This window comes from Oleiphilus sp. HI0086 (genome assembly GCF_001635225.1).
This window is the reverse complement of record NZ_LWFZ01000661.1, coordinates 1-18,347: the sequence shown is the minus strand read 5'-3', so window position 1 is coordinate 18,347 and position 18,347 is coordinate 1. Positions and strand designations below refer to the sequence as shown.

Sequence of the window (18,347 nt, the reverse complement as noted above, 5' to 3'; positions counted from 1 at the left end):
TAAGTTAATACCAAAGCCCGTGCGCTTGATCGACTTAAGGAACTGCTTTGGCATAATCATATCGGTATCGACATTGGCACGATCAATCGGAGCAACGATACCTTTAACTTGTGTAAACTTTTTCATCGCTTTTACCCCTTAATAAATTCACGTACATCAACAAAGTGACCGGCTATGGCAGCCGCAGCGGCCATGGCAGGGCTAACCAAATGCGTACGACCACCAAAGCCTTGGCGACCTTCGAAATTACGGTTTGAAGTTGAAGCGCAATGCTCGCCTTCACCCAACTTGTCTGCATTCATTGCCAAGCACATTGAGCAACCCGGTTCACGCCATTCAAAACCGGCTTCTAAGAAAATCTTATCCAGCCCTTCTTGCTCAGCTTGCTCCTTGACCAAGCCAGAGCCTGGAACAATCAGCGCCTGCGTTAAAGAGTCTGCAACCTTGCGCCCCTTGACCACTTCTGCTGCCGCTCTAATATCTTCAATTCTTGAGTTAGTACAAGAACCAATAAATACTCTGTCCAGCTTAATGTCAGTAATAGGCATATCTGCTTCCAAGCCCATGTACTTAAGCGCTTTCTCGATGCCCTCTTTCTCAACTGCATCACTAGCGTTGTCAGGGTTAGGCACATTGTTATCTACCGGAAGCACCATTTCAGGAGAGGTTCCCCAGGTAACTTGAGGTTTGATTTCAGAGCCCTCTAGCTCGACAACCTGATCAAAGACAGCATCGTCATCACTGTGCAAGTCTTTCCAGTTTTCGACTGCGGCGTCCCACATCTCGCCTTTTGGCGCGAATGAACGGCCTTTTACGTAATCGACGGTCGTTTGATCTACTGCGATAACACCTACACGTGCACCAGCTTCGATAGCCATGTTGCACACGGTCATTCGCCCTTCCATAGACAGCTCTTCAATTGCTTTACCTGCAAACTCAATTGCGCAACCTGTACCGCCAGCCGTACCAATTTTGCCAATAATAGCCAAAACGATATCTTTACCTGTGATACCTTCGCCAACTGAACCGTTCACACGTACAAGCATGTTCTTCATCTTCTTCTGAACAAGGGTCTGGGAGGCCATAACATGCTCAACTTCAGAGGTGCCAATACCGTGAGCCAAGGCACCGAATGCGCCATGGGTAGAGGTATGGGAATCACCACAAACAACCGTCATGCCCGGCAAGGTAGCGCCCTGCTCTGGGCCTATTACGTGCACAATGCCCTGGCGCTTGTCTAACATTTTGAATTCAAGCACGTCGAAAGCTTCGCAGTTGTCATCCAAGGTTTGTACCTGGATACGTGAAACTTCATCGGTAATAGATTCAATTCCGCCAGTTCTGTCAGTTGTCGGGACGTTATGATCAGGTGTCGCGATATTAGCATCAGTTCGCCATAAAGGACGACCAGCCAGACGTAAGCCTTCAAAAGCCTGCGGTGACGTTACTTCGTGCAGAAGTTGTCTATCGATATAGATTAGTGAAGAACCATCTTCACGCTGCTTAACCAAGTGGGAATCCCACAATTTGTCATATAGCGTTCTACCAGCCATAACGTACTCCAGTGTTGCTTAAGGCCTAAAATTTGATGCCTGATACTTGATATCAAGCGTGCACTAATAATATTATCCCAGATCAAATAAAACAAATTCATATTTGTTATATTATTGATTCCAATTTGGAATACCTGTTAAGGAAAGGTACAAAATGGATATAGATTCTTTATTAGCATTTGTGACAGTTTACAAAGAGCGCTCATTTTCTAAAGCAGCCGAACGTCTATCACTTACTCAGCCCGCCATCACAAAGAGAATTCAGGGACTAGAACGTCAACTTTCGTGCAAACTCATTGAGCGTTTGCAGCGCGACCTCCTGTTAACCGAGGCTGGCGAAGCGCTGTATCCACACGCTCTGTCCATCCTGCATGAAATTGATAACGCAAAGCATGCAATCAAGAATTTATCTCACAATGTAGAAGGCGCGTTAAGAATTGTGGCCAGTCATCATATAGGCCTACACCGACTTCCGTTAATCTTGAAAGAATTTAGCAAGCGCTATCCAGAAGTAGACCTTAAGCTTAACTTTCTTGATTCCGAAAGCGCCTACCCAATATTAGGAGATAATCAGGCTGATATTGCTTTTATTACCATCCCGGACCAATTAAGTGACGACTATATATGTCACCTTTCTTGGAGCGACCCTATGAGCTTTATTTGTAGCCAACATCATGAGCTTGCCAGCTTAACAAGCGTAACACCCCCTGACCTTGCAAAGCACAACGCAATTCTGCCCTCACGATCCACGCTCACTTACCGCGTCGTCGAAGCTATGTTTCATCAATCGAAATTAATGCTAAACGCGAGCATTCCAACGAACTATCTAGAAACCATGAAGATGATGGCCGGAGTAGGCATGGGTTGGAGCGTGCTGCCAAACACGATGATTGATGAAGAGCTGAAAGTATTACCGATCGATCTTTCGAATAGCTACGGCACCGAATCGGAATTGACCAGAAATCTTGGCGCCGTGAGTTTCAGAAAAAAGAGTATGAGCAACGCTGCAAAAGCCTTTATTGAAGTGGCTGAATCCATTTGGGGACGGCAGGTATCAGTACAAAAAACTTAAATTGGTTAACGTACCGAGGCAATCGCACCGTTAGAGATTCATCATCTCAACAATAACTGTTTTCGCAACAAAACCAAATACCCCCAAACCAAGCGCAAAGAACAGGATAAATGTACCGAATTTACCGGCATTTGAGCGTTTAGCCAAGTCCCAAACAATATATCCCATATAAAGAATTAGCGCAGTGACCAGAACATATAACGAAATAGACTCAAACTGCTCAACACTCATGACTTTACCTCTTAACATTAATACTGTGCGAAACAAAGCGCGCGATTCTACTTGCTCTTAGCTGTTTCGTTCAAGAAAACTAATGTTAATTTAATAAGTTAGAGTATTCAGACTAGATTAGGCTCTGGTTTTATAATACTGGCGGTGAAGCTGCTCAGGTTTTGCACCAAGAAAGTATGCCGCACGTAGCCTCCACATCAATAATACGGTTTTTACTGCCCCTTCTTTTTCCCACTTGCGTGCTGAAGTAATGGCCTGATCTTTTAGGCATAAGGGCGGAGCAGAACGCTTTAAGCGTTTGCTTAACTCTATATCTTCCATTAAAGGCTGATCTGGAAAGCCGCCTACTTTCCGAAAAAGGCAGGCGCTAACAAATATCGCCTGATCTCCAGTAGCTATACCTGTAAGCCGTGAGCGAATATTGATGAACCAAGAAATTACCTTAAATATCGCGGCAGAGTTATCGAGCTGAATATCAAAGCGCCCCCAAACGGGTTCGGATGAGATTGCGCCATGTAGCATGTTAATAGCTTTACTTGGTAATACCGTATCTGCATGCAAAAACAGAAGAAGACGCCCTTGAGCTAACTCTGCACCAGCATTCTGTTGTGCGGAACGCCCACACTTTGAGCGAATTAAATGAGCATCCATATCTAGCTCACTTATAAGTGAAGAAATTATCTCGCCACTACCATCAGTACTACCGCCATCGACCAGCAGCACTTCGCAGCGCTTACTAGCGAGAGTGTTGAGCTTGCGTAATAAACGCTCAATATTTTCAGCTTCATTAAATACGGGAACAATAATACTCAGGTCAATCGAGTGCGCCACCGCAGCTACTCCCCTGTCCTGCAGTGCAACCATAGCAGTGGTCTGCCACAACTATCGTAGAACCTTCTATAGCCTGCCCTAAAATATCGCTTAGATGCATTCTATTTTTATCAGATGCTATCAATCCTCCCTCCAGTCTAAGCATTGGCATATCAAGCATCTGATTGAAATCACAATCAAACACATGGCCCTGCCAGTCAATACTTATCAAGCTGCGACACATTACCGAGGTAAGGTTTTCCTTTGCATACGACTCTTTCAATAGATCCATATAGTTATGAAATTCGCCCTTGGACAAAAGCACGCTCCCAAAGCGAGAAATAGGCATATTCGTTATTGTGAAAAGTTGGTCAAAGAGAATATCGAAATTTTCATAGAGCTCTTTTTTATAATCCTGCTCTAGCTGTTGCTGAGGAGGAGGTAGGAACGGACCACCAGGATTATAAACTAAACTCAAGGTCAAGCCGCTCCCTTCGACTCCATAACCTAGTTTGTTTAGGAGCTTTAAGCTCTTGATGCTATCTTCGAAAACACCTTTCCCTCTTTGTTGGTCGACATTATCTTTCGTGTAACAAGGTAGAGACGCGACAACTTCCACCTCGTTAGCAGCCAGAAACTCAGCAAGGTCTTCATAGCCAGGTTCTTGCAGAATCGTCAAATTGCAGCGATCAATAACATGCACTCCCAGTGACCTTGCTTCTTCGACCAAGTAACGAAAATAAGGGTTCATTTCCGGTGCGCCGCCCGTTAAGTCCAGCTGTGAAATGTCTTTTTCTTTCAACAAAGCCAATACCAAGTCGATATTTGATTTGTTCATTAGCTCTTTACGGGTCGGCCCTGCATTAACATGACAGTGCGTACAACTAAGGTTACATAGGTATCCCAGATTTACCTGTAAAGTTTCTAGCCTATTTCGCTTAAGCGAAGGGAACTGCGTTTCGACCAATAAAGGGCGGCTATCTAACATAAAGATCCTGTTTTTGTATTGATATGATCTCTTAGGACTACAATCCGCGCCATAGGTTCCATATCAATCGTATTAATTCTATAAAAATGCGGGCAAAGGATGCCTAAAAAGCATTACCCCAGCCAAAGCCAGAGTGTGGCCAATTCTACAACAAACATGATTGCAGTGATGCTTTGCCAAAACCGCAGCGGATTTCTTTTTGCAAGTGGTATATGGGCCTTATCCATAAACTCCGAATTAGGATGTTCGAGATCATAAATAAATTCTGACAAGGCATCATATCGAAGTTCTGTAGAAATCTGTAAAGCTTTTTCGATCGCACCATCCATCCATTCGGGAACCATTGGGTTAAACTCTCGAGCTGGCTGATATTTTAGTCGATAAAATTCATTGGTAGACTGACTGGTCTCAAACTTCGCACCATAAGGTTGTTGGCCGGTCAACATTTCGTAAAGCACAACAGCGATTGAAAACATGTCGGACTTTAAAGACGCTTTTCTTCCCAACTTATATTCAGGAGCACCATAAGTGTCGGTCCCCAGCACTTGCTCGCGCTCAAAGGGCGATTCGATTTCAGCAACGCCCGCAATAAAACAGGAACCAAAATCTATAATCGTTACCTTGCCCTCATTATCGACCATAATATTTTCAGGCTTGATATCCTGATGCAAAGTCTCTTTACGATGCATTGCACGAACACCCTTCACTACCTGATGAATTATCGACATAACTCTTTCGATACCGGGCTTTGGATTTGCTTTCATCCACTCAGCTAGCGTTTGGCCCTCAACATAATCACAAACGTAATAAAGGAACTTTTGCCCTCTTTCACTTTCATGAATATTTACTACGTACTTACTGTTAATACGGTCAGCTACCCAGGGTTCCAATACAAATCGCTCTTTGTACGCCAAATCATCATCATAATTCACTGAAGGCGTTTTCATAGCATGTAACTTGTCAGTGTTATGATCTTTTACCAAATATACTTGTGATCGATTACTGGCATGTAGCTCTTTTATCACATGGTAGCCGTCAATAGACATTCCAGGGGAAAGCTCTGGTGGGAAGGGTAAGTCCGAAAGCTTTACGTAGGCATCTTCGGCATTTGGACAAGGCAAAGCATCGACTCTGACAATCTGGCAACTCAAGTTATCATCGGAGCCGTTTTCGAGTGCAATATCAACCAAGCTCTCACAAAGCCCGGTAAATTCATCCGACTTGCAATCAACCGCCTTAGCAATGACTTCTTTTATACGTTTATCGTTGATAAAATCATGAATACCGTCGGTACTCAGAAAAAAGATATCACCAGATTCGACATCCTCCGAGTAATAGTCGACATCAAGCATTAAATCCATTCCCATTGCACGAGTAAGATAAGTGGAATCCTTACTTACTCTGGCGGAATGGTCATGCGTGAGCTGCTCAAAGTTATTCCCTCTAAGCCGGTACACTCGGCTATCGCCGATATGAAATATATGCGCGACACGCGACTTGATAACCAAGGTCGACATTGTACTGATATAGCCATGCTCAGCCTGAAGATAACCAACCCCCTGCCCATATAACCAACGATTCAAAGCCGTTAATACTTTTTGAGCTGAGTTTTTAACTGTCCAGGAGTCAGGTGTACTGAAGAAGTCGGAGATAAAGTTCTTAACGCAGGTTTCGCTTGCCTCCTTGCCCGCCTCTGCACTACTGACTCCATCGGCAACAATAGCAACCATTCCCTTTACAGTTAATAGAGGCTCTTTCGGGACGTATATTCCGACAGAATCTTCATTTTGGTGCTTTAAGCCCTTTACTGATATTTGCCCTGCACTTGTACGAAGCCCGCTTTCTAGATGCATCTGATATTTCACTCACTTATTTATTATGGGTATTATTGCGCCAATAAGTAGCAAAATAACACCCCCTTTAGATTAAAATCTTAATTTTCAACGGCATATGTAAAAACGAACGCAATATACAGCCTTAGGATTGAACTCAGCGCATAGTCATGCACCATTACCAACCAAGGCGGAAAACAGCATTTTTTAGCTGCACCACTTTAAAGCACGCGTTTTTTCTCAAACGCTCAAAACCTGGCTATAAAACACGAACTTAAGAATTTTTTTCCTTTTTATTTCAATACCCTATGAAATTATTTAGATACTTGGCACAGCTCATGCTTAATTACAGATAATTGCGTAAACAAGCATTGAGTAACGCTAAAGCTTTTCACTAGTAAATAAGCACAGCGTATGCGCAGATTCTCAGACATACGAGGCCATAGAATGAAGAATAGTAGAGTTGTTGTAGTCGGTAACGGCATGGTGGGTCATCACTTCGTTGACCAAATGATTGCATCCGAAATTGGAGCGCACATTACAGTACTAGGCGCCGAAACGCGACCAGCCTACGATCGGGTACATCTCTCTGAAGTGTTCTCTGGCAAAGAGCCAAAAGATCTAGCACTAACAACCCGCGAATTCTACAAAGATAATGGTGTTGATGCGATTTTTGGTGATGCCGTTACAGATATAGACCGTAAAAACAAAATTGTTATCACTGAAAGCGGGCGACGCTTCGATTATGACAAGCTAGTATTGGCAACTGGTTCTTATCCTTTTGTACCACCTATCAAAGGTTCTGAAAGCAAAGAATGCCTAACCTACAGAACAATTGATGACTTGGGTGAAATTAAATCACATGCCCAGACCTCAAAAATTGGTGTAGTTGTAGGTGGTGGTCTGCTTGGTCTTGAGTGTGCAAACGCACTTCAAAATCTAGGGCTTGAAACTCACGTTGTTGAGTTTGCTCCCGGCTTAATGGGTGTTCAGCTAGATGATGGCGGCAGCAAGATGCTTCGACGTAAGATCGAAGCGCTTGGTGTTCAAGTACATACCCAAAAAGCGACTACGCTTATCGATAACAAAGGTGATAACACAAAACTGCGAATGAACTTCGCAGATGACACGCATCTTGATACTGACATGATCGTATTTTCTGCAGGCATTCGCCCCTATGATCAGTTAGCACGTAAAACCGGGTTAGAAGTTGGTGAGCGTGGCGGTATCGTTGTCGATTACCACTGCCGAACCTCTGACTCGAACATTTTTGCTATAGGTGAATGTGCTCTATATGGCAACATGATCTACGGACTGGTTGCGCCCGGTTATAGAATGGCAGAAGTTGCTGTTCAGCAATTCTCCGACGACGACGAAAAACCTTCGTTTACTGGCTCAGACATGAGCACGAAGCTGAAGCTTCTGGGTGTTGACGTCGGCTCAATTGGCGATGCCCATGGTAAAACGCCCGGCTCAATCGCTTACGTCTACAGTAACGAAAACTCAGAGATCTATAAGCGAATCATCGTATCTGAAGACGGCAATACACTGTTAGGTGCAGTACTAGTTGGCGACTGTTCAGATTACGACACACTTCTTCAATACTACCTGAACGGTATCGAGCTTCCCGAAAACCCTGAAGGAATGATTCTACCGAATGTTGAAGGGGGTGGTCCTGCGCTAGGTGCTTCAGCACTACCAATGGAAGCAACAATCTGTTCATGCCTAAACGTTAGTAAAGGCGACATTATTAACGCTCTTGATTCCGGTTGTTGCAGCGTAGGTGATGTAAAAGGTGAAACCAAAGCAGCTAGCGGTTGTGGCGGTTGCGCAGCACTTCTTAAGGATGTTGTTGATACTGAGCTTGAAGCGCGCGGCGTTACGGTTGATAAAAGCATTTGTGAACACTTCCCTCATACGCGTGAAGAGCTATATCACTTAATTCGTGTCGGTAGTATCAAGTCATTTGGCGAACTGGTAGAAAAACACGGTACCGGCCTTGGTTGTGATATTTGTAAGCCTGCGGTAGCAAATATGCTTGCAGCTAGCTGGAATGATTACATTCTAGAAGAGCAACATACAGGCCTGCAGGATACCAACGATACCTTTCTTGCAAACATGCAAAAAGATGGCACCTATTCAGTTGTCCCACGTGTACCAGGTGGTGAGATTACGCCTGAGCAACTGATCGCTATCGGTCAAGTAGGCCAAAAGTACAAACTTTATACAAAGATTACGGGCGGGCAGCGTATAGACTTATTTGGCGCCAAACTTAATGACCTACCCACTATTTGGGGTGAATTAATTGCTGCAGGCCTTGAAACGGGTCACGCCTACGGTAAGTCCTTACGTACCGTTAAGTCGTGCGTCGGATCAACTTGGTGTCGTTACGGAGTTCAGGATAGCGTGGGTCAAGCAATCGATATCGAAAACCGATACAAAGGTTTGCGTACTCCGCACAAGCTAAAAATGGCAGTATCCGGCTGTACTCGTGAGTGTGCAGAAGCGCAAAGTAAAGATGTTGGCATCATTGCAACTGAAAACGGCTGGAACCTCTACCTTTGTGGAAACGGCGGCATGAAGCCACGACATGCTGATCTGTTTGCGACCGATATCAGTACCGAAACGCTAGTTAAATATATTGATCGCTTCTTGATGTTCTACATCAAAACAGCAGACCGCTTACAAAGAACATCTGTATGGATGGACAACCTTGAAGGCGGTATCGAATACCTTCGTGAGGTTATTATTGAAGACAGCCTTGGTATTGCAGCTGAACTTGAAGCTCAGATGCAAAGCGTTGTCGATACTTATCAGTGTGAATGGAAAACTACGGTCGAAGACGAAACAAAACTACGTCGCTTCCGTCAATTTGTTAACTCTGATAAAGAAGATAGTAACGTTGTTTTCGTTGAAGAGCGTGGTCAAGTAAGACCTGCTAGCGAAGACGAAAAATCAAAATTAATCGCTAAGTCAGCTTAATCCAGTACTCACAGATAGGAGAAAATCAAAATGGCACTTAATGAAGTTATCTGTACGAAGTACGATCTTGTAGAAAATTCAGGCGTATGCGCGCTAGTAAACGATGAGCAAGTTGCGATCTTCTACATACCGAGCAGCGAAGAAAAGATTTTCGCAATATCTAACTGGGACCCATGCGGTAAGGCAAATGTTCTTTCTCGCGGGATTGTTGGAGATTTAACCGGCAAGTACGTGGTTGCTTCTCCCCTATACAAACAGCACTTTGACCTTAAGACAGGCGAATGCCTTGAGGAAGAAGACAAATCTGTAACTGTTTACCCAGTTAAACTCGAAGGCGATTCGGTCTTGCTAGCCTAGGCAGCAAGCAAAAAAGTTCTATCAAGCGGGGTGTGTTGGCTGGACTCACGAGGTCGTAAAACAGTCTTCCCACCCCATACATTCTTTCCCTTGTATGTCGCAAGGTTTAGCCCCGAAAGGGGCTTCTTTTTTAACCCCCATCATAAACTTGCTGAAATCAGTGCAATCGTTCAATATGCGCTTTTAACCAAAGCCAACACTTACAAATAGCAGCTGTTTCAGACCTTAGATGCGCACACCTATATTCAATTACCCAATAAGCTGGCTCAAAGCTTTTCTGGCAAGCCTGGTTATTTTCTCCTGCTCTACAAAGGTGTGGAGCGAAAGCGCCAATATCGCGGTTGCCTCTAACTTTATCTCCACCGCCAAAGTTTTAATTAAAAACTTTGAGAGTGAAAGCAAGCACAAGATCCATGCCTCCTATGGATCGTCGGGTAAGTTGGTCGCACAAATTACTCACGGCGCTCCTTTCGAGCTATTCTTGTCGGCCGATCAAAAGTCACCACACTTCCTCAGCGCTAAGCACCTTACCCTACCAGAGTCACAGTTCACTTATGCGATCGGACGGCTGGCACTATGCGCTAACACCCCTATTTCTGACGCCAGTTTGTCAAATATACTAAAAGCGCCGCAGATTAAGAAAATAGCATTAGCTAATGCTAAGCTTGCCCCTTATGGACGCGCTGCCCAACAAGTATTAGAACAACTTGAAATAGACCAAACTGATCGTAACAAATGGATTCGCGGCGAGAATATTGCGCAAACTTTCCAGTTTCTGATCAGTGGTAACGTTAACCTAGCCTTTATTGCAAAAGCTCAAGCAAACTCTTCAGACAATATTCAGTCAGAAGCATGTATTTCTATTCCCTCTGAGCTATATGATCCGATAAAGCAGGATGCTATTCTACTAAGTCGAGCAAACAAGTCCCCTGCTGCCATTGCTTTCTATAACTATCTTAAACAAGGCAAAGCTAGGGAGATAATACAAGGCTTTTCGTATAACGTGCCCGACATCACTCTAGACAATCAGCACAATTAAGCAGCGATATGTTTTTTTCTGAAGCAGATTATTCAGCCATATTAGTCACATTAAAACTTGCTACAGTTGTTACGATCAGCTTATTAGTCATGTGCACGCCACTTGCGTGGTGGCTTGCCCGCACAAAATCTTGGCTAAAAGTACCTGTATCTGCCCTGGTCTCTCTACCCTTAATTTTACCCCCCACGGTACTAGGCTTTTACCTTTTGATCGCAATGGGACCAAACGGGTATATTGGTGAAATGACCCAGAGTCTGGGCATTGGCACGCTCCCCTTTACATTTTGGGGGCTTGTACTTGGCTCAATTATCTATTCGCTGCCCTTTGTTGTGCAACCAATACAGAATGCTATGGAAATGCTAGGTGATGATGCCATCGAAGCTGCCGCCACCCTTAGAGCCTCTCCAATTGATCGTTTTTTTACGGTAACCCTTCCCTTGTGTAAGCCAGGTTTTTTAACGGCCGCAGTTCTTGGTTTCGCGCATACTGTTGGCGAGTTTGGGCTTGTTTTGATGATTGGCGGAAACATTCAGGATGAGACGCGCGTTATTTCTGTTCAGATTTATGACCATGTAGAAGCGCTGGAATACTCCCAGGCCCACGGGTTAGCCGGCATTATGGTTATATTTTCCTTTATCGTGCTGCTTTGCTTATACAGTTTTAACAGAAGGCAAAATCTTTTTGGTGGACTGAAAAATGGAGTATAAGCCTACAATCGCGATCAACCTCCACTCCACACGCAGCCCGCGCAATGGCAAGCCCTTCGAGCTACAAATCAACACCACGCTTCCAGGGGACGGAATTAATGTAATCTTTGGGCATTCCGGCTCAGGGAAAACAAGCCTATTACGCTGCATCGCAGGCTTAGAGCACGCAAGCGGATCTCTAGTCATAAACGGAGCTGAATGGCAAAGCTCGACCTCTTTTTTGCCAACCCACAAGCGTCCAATTGGTTATGTATTCCAGGACGCCAAGTTATTCCCTCATTTAAGCGCAATAGGCAATCTAGAATATGCTATTAAGCGCGCCAGCAAAAGCAGCGCAAAGCGTATCAGTATCGAGCATGTTCTTTCAATTCTCGGAATCGAAGCTCTTCTAAACAAGAAGCCCGATGAATTATCAGGAGGAGAACGCCAGCGAGTTGCGATTGCCAGAGCTTTACTTGTTCAGCCTGAACTCTTATTAATGGATGAGCCATTAGCTTCTTTAGATAAAGCCAGAAAACTCGAAATCCTTCCCTACGTTCAAAAGATTCGATCAGAATTTCGTATACCAATTTTATACGTCACTCACTCGGTAAACGAAGTCGCTAAACTTGCTGACCACTTAGTAATACTTGAAAACGGAAAGCTTAGCACTCAAGGTAAGGTTTCAGATGTGCTTTCTAATCTAGAGACAGCCGACTATTTAGGAAATGAAACAGGTATTATCATCCAAGGGCGAGTTAACGAGCTAGATGAACAATGGAACCTCGCAGCCGTAGACTTTGAAGGCGAACGCATATGGATTCACAATAAGGGGCTAGCGCATGGCGCAGAACTTAGAGTGCGTATATTAGCAAAGGATGTCAGCATCACTTTAAGTCAATCGAAAAACAGTAGCATTCTTAATCTATTACCGGCAGTAATCGACGAAATAGATGAAAAAGATTCTTCTATGGCTTTAGTAAGTTTAAATATTGGTTGCAGCAAGTTAATTGCCCGAGTAACTCGAAAATCCGTTCACCAACTAAATTTAATTGCCGGACTAAAGGTATGGGCCCAAATCAAGTCCGTTGCAATAGTTGAATAGTCTCAGAAGCTTCATTTTACAGACCAACAAAAAGCATCAATTCGAAAACACCGGCGCGTATCTTAGTGTTTAGTAGAATCTAAATTTTGGGAAATTTTAGGGAAGTATTTGTGCTTGAGGGTTATGAAGTTGGCTCCCCGAGCTGGGCTCGAACCAGCGACAAACGGATTAACAGTCCGCTACTCTACCAACTGAGTTATCGGGGAACTTCATCAACGGCGCGAATATTATCGCCTTAACTGATGGTCGTCAACACTTTATTGTAAAGAAAATGCAGTATTTCTTAAAAGCGTGATTTTTGTATAAATAATCAACAAAATCTGGGGCTTACAGCAACTTTCTTACATTAGGGAGATTTTTAAAATCACTATCTCCGCTTACTAGGACGTCGAGCCTGCTTAACGCCTTTCTTAACCGCTTTAGTGTGTGCCCTGCTTTCTTTAGCGATTTCCTGACTAGTTTTCTGCCTATGCTTGATAGGAGGCAAGTTAACCAAATCTCGCAATTCGTTAATATCCTTAACCTTAAGCTCTTCCCAGGCGCCAACCTTTAAACGACTTGGCATAAATATACAGCCGTAGCGTACACGCTTAAGCCTGCTTACCTGAACTTCCTGAGACTCCCATAAGCGACGAACCTCTCGATTACGACCTTCCATGACAACAACGTGAAACCACTTATTGCGGCCCTCGCCACCGTATTCTTGAACGTCGGTAAACTTGGCAAGTCCGTCATCGAGTAACACACCTTGCTTAAGTCTTTCGAGCATCGCGCCATCGACTTCACCATGGATCCGAACTGCGTACTCGCGATCAACACCGTAAGATGGATGCATTAAGCGATTAGCTAATTCGCCATCGGTTGTCAAAATCAACAAACCGCTAGTATTAATATCCAGACGACCTACCGATATCCAGCGCTGCCCCTCAAGCTTCGGCAGGTTATCAAAGACGGTTGGTCGCCCTTCAGGGTCAGAATGTGTACAGACAACCCCTTCAGGCTTGGAATAAACAATAACCTTATATTCTTGTTCAGACCTTCTAGGCATTTTTACAAAACGATCATCTACATAAACTTTATCACTTGGTACAACCCGCAAGCCCAATGAAGCAACTTCACCATTTACCTTCACTCGGCCCTGGCTTATCCAGCGTTCTAGCTCGCGGCGAGAAGCAAGGCCGGCTTGCGCAAGAACCTTCTGTAGGCGCTCACCAACAGGAGCCGTGGCACTACTTTCAGCTTGTAAGCTTTCGTCAAGATCGCTTTCGCTGACAGGAGTTTGTTGTAGATCAGTATCTGACTTCTTGGTCATTAAAATGCTCATTAGGTGAAATTTATATGCTGCAACCATTGTAGGTCAGCAGAGGGTATTCGCCAATAAAAAACCAGGGCTGAGGAACTATTGCGTAGTCACTAAGCCCGGAACTTATTGCTTAGGAATTTTGCGTCAGGCTAACTTTTAAAATCTCTGCCTGAAGATCAGCATATTCATGAACTGCTGGAAATTGAGGAAACTCATCGATCACATTCTGAGGTGACTTAAACAGGATGCCTGCTTCAGCCTGCTTCAGCATAGTTGTGTCATTATAAGAGTCGCCTGCTGCAATTACACGATAGTTCAATAATTGGAAGGCTCTAACAGACTGACGCTTAGGGTCTTTCTGGCGAAGTATATAGTCGGTAATCTTTCCATCTTCAGCCACTTCAAGCTTATGACAGAATAGTGTTGGAAAGCCTAGCTTTGCCATTAGCGGCATTGCAAACTCATAAAACGTATCAGAAAGAATAATTACCTGAAAGCGAGTAGACAACCAGTCAATAAACTCTTTAGCACCTGGAAGCGGATCGAGTTCAGCGATAACAGCTTGAATCTCATTAAGACCATAACCGTTTTCTTCAAGGATACGAAGGCGCTGAGTCATCAATACGTCATAATCTGGTATATCACGAGTGGTCGCCTTAAGCTCTTCTATTCCGGTCTTTTCAGCAAATGCTATCCATATTTCAGGGATCAATACCCCTTCTAAATCAAGACAAACTAATTCCACGACGCACTCCGTCTTTATAATAAAGGTTAATATCTTTCGATAGTGAAAATTCGAAGCGCTATTCTAACTAAAAGCTAGCGCCTTGCATAATGTAAAATCTTCGTTAGAATCGAGCTCATATTGCTAATACCACATTAGTATTAAAACAAAGCATATACAGAGACCAAATAATGTCGATTGACTTTAACGACCCCGCCACAATTACCGATGAAGCCGTTCAGCAGCTAAATGATGAGCTTTCAAGTAAATCACCTCGCGAAATTCTAAAATTTGCGATGAACACCTTCGATAACATTGCAATTTCTTTCAGCGGCGCAGAAGATGTTGCCTTGATTGAGCTTTCTCATCGACTAACTGACGACCTTCAGGTTTTCTCGCTAGATACAGGCCGATTACATCCAGAAACTTACCGCTTTATTGAAAAGGTTCGCCAACACTATAACATCGACATTGAATTAATGACCCCCAATGCTGAGCGACTAGAGGCTTTTGTTAAGCAAAAAGGGCTATTCAGTTTTTTTGAAGACGGGCATAAAGAATGCTGTGGCATTCGTAAAGTAGAGCCTTTGAAAAGAAAGCTTGGTACCTTGAATGCGTGGGTTTCCGGCCAACGTAAAGATCAAAGCCCAAGCACTCGCTCTGAAGTTGCTGTTATTGAGATTGATCATGGCAACTCAAGCGACGAGCGTAAGTTAATCAAATTCAACCCACTTGCGAATTGGAGCTCTAAAGAAGTTTGGGATTACATTAGGCTTTCTGAAGTGCCTTACAATGAGCTGCATGAAAAAGGCTTCACCAGCATTGGCTGTGAGCCCTGTACCAAAGCAGTATTGCCTACCCAGCATGAGCGTGAAGGTCGCTGGTGGTGGGAGGAAGCAACTCAAAAAGAATGCGGCTTACACATTACCGAAAGTAAATAAGCCGTCGTCGATACAACAAGGCCGCGAATTAGCGGCCTTGTTTAACTAAAAGGAGCCTTGCTCTCTATAACGATTGCGCATACTTCTGCAAGCCTTTAGAGATCCCCTGCTCCAGGCCTTTCGAAATAATACTGGTAGTCAGTGGAATCTTAGACTCAAGCTCTATCGTGTAGTCTAGCGTTGTAGCGCCGCCTTCCTCACTAAATCTAAGCTCTCCTACATGGTTCTTAATGGGGCTTCCTTTAGTGATTTTGTATTGAATAAACTCATCTGGTTTAAACTCAGTAATCGTTTCTTCAAAGCCCGGTAAAATCCCGATCTTGATCTCTCTAACCGAACCCAAGCCGTTAGCACCATCAGCACCATCAACAACTCTAGACATATTGATACCACAAATCTTACCGAAAGTATTATGATCACTAAGTGTGGCAAATACCTCACTGACGGGCGCATTGAAAATTTGCTTCATTTTTATTGTATTAACAGACATGCATCACTTACCTTTTGGCGATTTAATAATAGACAGCGACACGATAAAGTCATCGTGACCCGTAGTCATTATATATAAATATTCCCGCCTTTAAAGCGAAAAGCGACTACTTAAGAAATTAAGCGTTAAAGGTAGTATCTGCGTTAAATCTTGTGGCTAAGCAGCTTGGCTTTTACTAGAATTAGCAAGCGGCATCACGAAACGACGACGCCTTTCAATATAACCGTAAATATGAGAACCCTATGTTTGACTACCAAGCCCCGAAAGACCTACTCCAATCCAAAGTCATTTTAGTTACCGGTGCGGGTGATGGAATCGGCAAGACAGCAGCACTTAGCTTTGCCAAGCATGGAGCAACTGTAATCCTATTAGGGCGAACCGTTTCAAAGCTAGAAAAAGTCTATGACGAAATCGAATCCAAGGGCTACCCAAAACCGGCAATCATTCCAATGAATTTGGAAGGCGCTGTAGAGAAAGACTATATTGACGTTGCTAACTCGATCGATGCTGAATTCACTCATATCGATGGTATTCTCCACAACGCGGCGCAGCTTGGATCCCTTACGAGTATTGAGCAATACGAAGTGTCCGTTTGGAACAAAATGATGCAGGTAAACGTTAATGCCCCTTTTATGCTGACAAAGACACTGTTACCACTACTTAGAAACTCCGAAGATGCCTCTATTATTTTTACCTCATCAAGCGTTGGCAGAAAAGGACGTGCATTTTGGGGGGCTTATTCTGTCAGTAAGTTTGCAAACGAAGGTTTAATGCAGGTACTAGCAGATGAGCTCGACGGCACGGATAAAACTATTAAAGTGAACAGCATCAACCCTGGCGCCACACGCACTAATATGCGAGCCGATGCTTACCCTGCTGAAAACCCCCATAATAACCCAAGCCCCGAACAAATCATGCCCGTTTACCTCTATCTTATGGGTAAGGACAGCGAAAAAGTAACGGGACAAGCTTTTGACGCTCAATCCAATGCAAGATCAAAGGAATAACACAGTGGGCCTATAATTCTTGGTAATCTATTGGTCACCTCACTTTTAGAGACGGCTGCTAAGCTAAAGGAACAGCAACAAAATAAGTAAGAGACAATAATGAAGTTCTTTCTTTCCAGCTTGTTACTACTAAGCAGCCTATCCTGCATTAGCTTTAGCACACATTCCTTTGAATTGGTTCCTCATAGCGCCACCTATAGCGCTAATATAAAAAAAGGAATCAAAATCAAAGGCAAGGCTGTTAGACATCTGAAGAAAATGGATGAAAACCGCTGGCACTATAGTTTTAATGTCCGCTCTTTTGTAGCCGATATAAACGAAAGCACCCAGTTTACTTTCGAAGATGGCCGCCTTTTACCACAAAGCTACAACTATAAACTTAGCCCCATGTTTGGCCGAGATAGAAAAGCCAAGGTCCATTTCGACTGGCAGGCAGATATGGTTAATGGTCGTAGCAAAGGCGCAGATTGGGAAATTACGGGTATACCCAGTAACACCTACGACCGCCTTAGCTATCAGTTGCAACTTCTACGAGAGCTAGACAGTCCCTCTCCTCGTCTGGATTTCCAAATAGCACATAAGAAAAAACTTAGACCCAGCACGTTCGTAAAAACCGGTGAAGAATTAATCACTACAAAGCTTGGTGAGGCCAAAGCGCTGGTCGTAAAAAAGGTTCGCGCAGATGACAGCAAACGCCAGACCTACCTATGGGTTTCAGAGAAATACCCTATGCTTCTTCTCAAAATGACACAGATAGAGAAAGATGGAGAAGAGTATGAAATACATCTAGAGACAGCTAACGTTAACGGCACAGAAGTCACCTTTAAATAGCCAAGAGCAAAGCGCATGAACTACGAGACAGCAAAACAGTACTTACTATCAAAACCTGAAGCCAGAGAAGACTACCCTTTTGGCCCAGATGTTATGGTTCCGAAAATTAAGGCTAAGATGTTTGCTACGCTTGGCGTTAATGACAACATTGCCCAAATGAACCTAAAGTGCGACCCGAATCAAGCAAACGAACTACGCGACCTTTTTGAAGCAGTAAAGCCCGGTTACCATATGAACAAGCTTCACTGGAATACTATAATTCTTGACGGGAGCATCCCGGTCGGTGAAATTGAACGAATGATCGACCACTCCTACAAACTTGTCGTAAAAAAGCTGAGAAAAGCCGAACGCCAAGCATTGGAACTGAGTTATGGAAAAGAAGCTTTGTATAAAGAT

At 43.8% G+C, this 18,347-nt stretch carries 18 protein-coding genes, 1 tRNA gene and 1 pseudogene; 10 read left to right on the top strand and 10 right to left on the bottom strand.

What is annotated here, in order from left to right:
• A pseudogene (locus A3756_RS09575) lies at positions 1 to 126 on the bottom strand (3-isopropylmalate dehydratase small subunit); the annotation flags it as partial.
• Between the two features lie 5 nt (positions 127 to 131).
• On the bottom strand, positions 132 to 1,553 hold the full coding sequence (gene leuC / locus A3756_RS09570; protein WP_068553408.1) for a 3-isopropylmalate dehydratase large subunit: 1,422 nt from the start codon (positions 1,551 to 1,553) through the stop codon (positions 132 to 134).
• 154 nt (positions 1,554 to 1,707) lie between these two features.
• On the opposite strand from leuC, the gene A3756_RS09565 reads away from it, so the two are divergent.
• Positions 1,708 to 2,625: a LysR family transcriptional regulator gene (locus A3756_RS09565; RefSeq protein WP_068553407.1), complete on the top strand. Its 918-nt coding sequence runs from the start codon at positions 1,708 to 1,710 to the stop codon at positions 2,623 to 2,625.
• A gap of 30 nt (positions 2,626 to 2,655) precedes the next feature.
• Here A3756_RS09565 and A3756_RS09560 read toward each other — a convergent pair whose 3' ends face one another.
• From A3756_RS09560 to A3756_RS09545, 4 genes are all read right to left on the bottom strand, one after another.
• Positions 2,656 to 2,856 (bottom strand): DUF2788 domain-containing protein, encoded by a 201-nt coding sequence (locus A3756_RS09560; RefSeq protein ID WP_068510295.1) that lies wholly within the window; start codon positions 2,854 to 2,856, stop codon positions 2,656 to 2,658.
• A 117-nt stretch (positions 2,857 to 2,973) separates the two neighbouring features.
• A complete protein-coding gene (locus A3756_RS09555) occupies positions 2,974 to 3,687 on the bottom strand; it encodes a TIGR04283 family arsenosugar biosynthesis glycosyltransferase (protein ID WP_231875514.1) in 714 nt (237 codons plus the stop codon).
• Complete coding sequence (gene arsS, locus A3756_RS09550; RefSeq protein ID WP_068510297.1) at positions 3,671 to 4,654, bottom strand: arsenosugar biosynthesis radical SAM (seleno)protein ArsS; 984 nt, start codon at positions 4,652 to 4,654, stop codon at positions 3,671 to 3,673. Before arsS ends, A3756_RS09555 begins: the two co-directional genes overlap by 17 nt.
• Positions 4,655 to 4,767: 113 nt before the next feature.
• On the bottom strand, positions 4,768 to 6,507 hold the full coding sequence (locus A3756_RS09545) for a bifunctional protein-serine/threonine kinase/phosphatase (RefSeq protein ID WP_068553405.1): 1,740 nt from the start codon (positions 6,505 to 6,507) through the stop codon (positions 4,768 to 4,770).
• A 426-nt stretch (positions 6,508 to 6,933) separates the two neighbouring features.
• Here A3756_RS09545 and nirB point away from each other — a divergent pair, with 426 nt between their 5' ends.
• The 5 genes from nirB (at position 6,934) to modC (ending at position 12,655) form a co-directional block, all read left to right on the top strand.
• A complete protein-coding gene (nirB, locus tag A3756_RS09540; protein ID WP_068553404.1) occupies positions 6,934 to 9,468 on the top strand; it encodes a nitrite reductase large subunit NirB in 2,535 nt (844 codons plus the stop codon).
• A gap of 30 nt (positions 9,469 to 9,498) precedes the next feature.
• Entirely contained in the window at positions 9,499 to 9,825 is a 327-nt protein-coding gene (nirD, locus tag A3756_RS09535; protein ID WP_068510303.1) for a nitrite reductase small subunit NirD, read from the top strand.
• Positions 9,826 to 10,054: 229 nt separating this feature from the next.
• Positions 10,055 to 10,864 (top strand): molybdate ABC transporter substrate-binding protein, encoded by an 810-nt coding sequence (gene modA, locus A3756_RS09530; protein ID WP_068553403.1) that lies wholly within the window; start codon positions 10,055 to 10,057, stop codon positions 10,862 to 10,864.
• Between the two features lie 8 nt (positions 10,865 to 10,872).
• Positions 10,873 to 11,571, top strand: coding sequence for a molybdate ABC transporter permease subunit (gene modB / locus A3756_RS09525; protein ID WP_068553402.1), 699 nt, complete (start codon positions 10,873 to 10,875; stop codon positions 11,569 to 11,571).
• Positions 11,561 to 12,655 (top strand): molybdenum ABC transporter ATP-binding protein, encoded by a 1,095-nt coding sequence (gene modC / locus A3756_RS09520; protein WP_068553401.1) that lies wholly within the window; start codon positions 11,561 to 11,563, stop codon positions 12,653 to 12,655. Before modB ends, modC begins: the two co-directional genes overlap by 11 nt.
• A gap of 130 nt (positions 12,656 to 12,785) precedes the next feature.
• On the opposite strand, the gene A3756_RS09515 is transcribed toward modC, so the two are convergent.
• The 3 genes from A3756_RS09515 to thrH form a co-directional block, all read right to left on the bottom strand.
• A tRNA-Asn gene (locus A3756_RS09515) sits at positions 12,786 to 12,861 on the bottom strand.
• Positions 12,862 to 13,022: 161 nt separating this feature from the next.
• The gene (gene rluB, locus A3756_RS09510) at positions 13,023 to 13,967 is read right to left on the bottom strand and encodes a 23S rRNA pseudouridine(2605) synthase RluB (RefSeq protein WP_082865178.1); all 945 of its coding nucleotides are present in this window, start codon (positions 13,965 to 13,967) and stop codon (positions 13,023 to 13,025) included.
• Between the two features lie 121 nt (positions 13,968 to 14,088).
• Complete coding sequence (gene thrH, locus A3756_RS09505) at positions 14,089 to 14,703, bottom strand: bifunctional phosphoserine phosphatase/homoserine phosphotransferase ThrH (RefSeq protein WP_068553400.1); 615 nt, start codon at positions 14,701 to 14,703, stop codon at positions 14,089 to 14,091.
• 170 nt (positions 14,704 to 14,873) lie between these two features.
• Here thrH and A3756_RS09500 point away from each other — a divergent pair, with 170 nt between their 5' ends.
• Positions 14,874 to 15,623 carry a phosphoadenylyl-sulfate reductase gene (locus A3756_RS09500; RefSeq protein WP_082865177.1) on the top strand — a complete coding sequence of 250 codons (750 nt, stop codon included), beginning with the start codon at positions 14,874 to 14,876 and terminating at the stop codon, positions 15,621 to 15,623.
• Positions 15,624 to 15,687: 64 nt separating this feature from the next.
• On the opposite strand, the gene A3756_RS09495 is transcribed toward A3756_RS09500, so the two are convergent.
• On the bottom strand, positions 15,688 to 16,113 hold the full coding sequence (locus A3756_RS09495; RefSeq protein ID WP_068510313.1) for an SRPBCC family protein: 426 nt from the start codon (positions 16,111 to 16,113) through the stop codon (positions 15,688 to 15,690).
• A gap of 242 nt (positions 16,114 to 16,355) precedes the next feature.
• Here A3756_RS09495 and A3756_RS09490 point away from each other — a divergent pair, with 242 nt between their 5' ends.
• The 3 genes from A3756_RS09490 to A3756_RS09480 form a co-directional block, all read left to right on the top strand.
• Complete coding sequence (locus A3756_RS09490) at positions 16,356 to 17,120, top strand: YciK family oxidoreductase (RefSeq protein WP_068553399.1); 765 nt, start codon at positions 16,356 to 16,358, stop codon at positions 17,118 to 17,120.
• A gap of 99 nt (positions 17,121 to 17,219) precedes the next feature.
• Positions 17,220 to 17,951 (top strand): DUF3108 domain-containing protein, encoded by a 732-nt coding sequence (locus A3756_RS09485; RefSeq protein ID WP_068553398.1) that lies wholly within the window; start codon positions 17,220 to 17,222, stop codon positions 17,949 to 17,951.
• A gap of 15 nt (positions 17,952 to 17,966) precedes the next feature.
• A partial coding sequence (locus tag A3756_RS09480) for an MmcQ/YjbR family DNA-binding protein (protein WP_068553366.1) occupies positions 17,967 to 18,347 on the top strand: 381 nt, incomplete at its 3' end.

Excerpts from the sequence above, each read along its gene's own strand:
- A3756_RS09500 (WP_082865177.1), top strand. The coding sequence starts at position 14,874 with ATGTCGATTGACTTTAACGACCCCGCCACAATTACCGATGAAGCCGTT.
- A3756_RS09545 (WP_068553405.1), bottom strand. The coding sequence starts at position 6,507 with ATGCATCTAGAAAGCGGGCTTCGTACAAGTGCAGGGCAAATATCAGTA.
- A3756_RS09485 (WP_068553398.1), top strand. The coding sequence starts at position 17,220 with ATGAAGTTCTTTCTTTCCAGCTTGTTACTACTAAGCAGCCTATCCTGC.
- A3756_RS09560 (WP_068510295.1), bottom strand. The coding sequence starts at position 2,856 with ATGAGTGTTGAGCAGTTTGAGTCTATTTCGTTATATGTTCTGGTCACT.
- A3756_RS09565 (WP_068553407.1), top strand. The coding sequence starts at position 1,708 with ATGGATATAGATTCTTTATTAGCATTTGTGACAGTTTACAAAGAGCGC.
- leuC (WP_068553408.1), bottom strand. The coding sequence starts at position 1,553 with ATGGCTGGTAGAACGCTATATGACAAATTGTGGGATTCCCACTTGGTT.
- modC (WP_068553401.1), top strand. The coding sequence starts at position 11,561 with ATGGAGTATAAGCCTACAATCGCGATCAACCTCCACTCCACACGCAGC.
- nirB (WP_068553404.1), top strand. The coding sequence starts at position 6,934 with ATGAAGAATAGTAGAGTTGTTGTAGTCGGTAACGGCATGGTGGGTCAT.
- arsS (WP_068510297.1), bottom strand. The coding sequence starts at position 4,654 with ATGTTAGATAGCCGCCCTTTATTGGTCGAAACGCAGTTCCCTTCGCTT.
- A3756_RS09490 (WP_068553399.1), top strand. The coding sequence starts at position 16,356 with ATGTTTGACTACCAAGCCCCGAAAGACCTACTCCAATCCAAAGTCATT.
- rluB (WP_082865178.1), bottom strand. The coding sequence starts at position 13,967 with ATGACCAAGAAGTCAGATACTGATCTACAACAAACTCCTGTCAGCGAA.
- nirD (WP_068510303.1), top strand. The coding sequence starts at position 9,499 with ATGGCACTTAATGAAGTTATCTGTACGAAGTACGATCTTGTAGAAAAT.
- A3756_RS09495 (WP_068510313.1), bottom strand. The coding sequence starts at position 16,113 with ATGTCTGTTAATACAATAAAAATGAAGCAAATTTTCAATGCGCCCGTC.
- modA (WP_068553403.1), top strand. The coding sequence starts at position 10,055 with ATGCGCACACCTATATTCAATTACCCAATAAGCTGGCTCAAAGCTTTT.
- modB (WP_068553402.1), top strand. The coding sequence starts at position 10,873 with ATGTTTTTTTCTGAAGCAGATTATTCAGCCATATTAGTCACATTAAAA.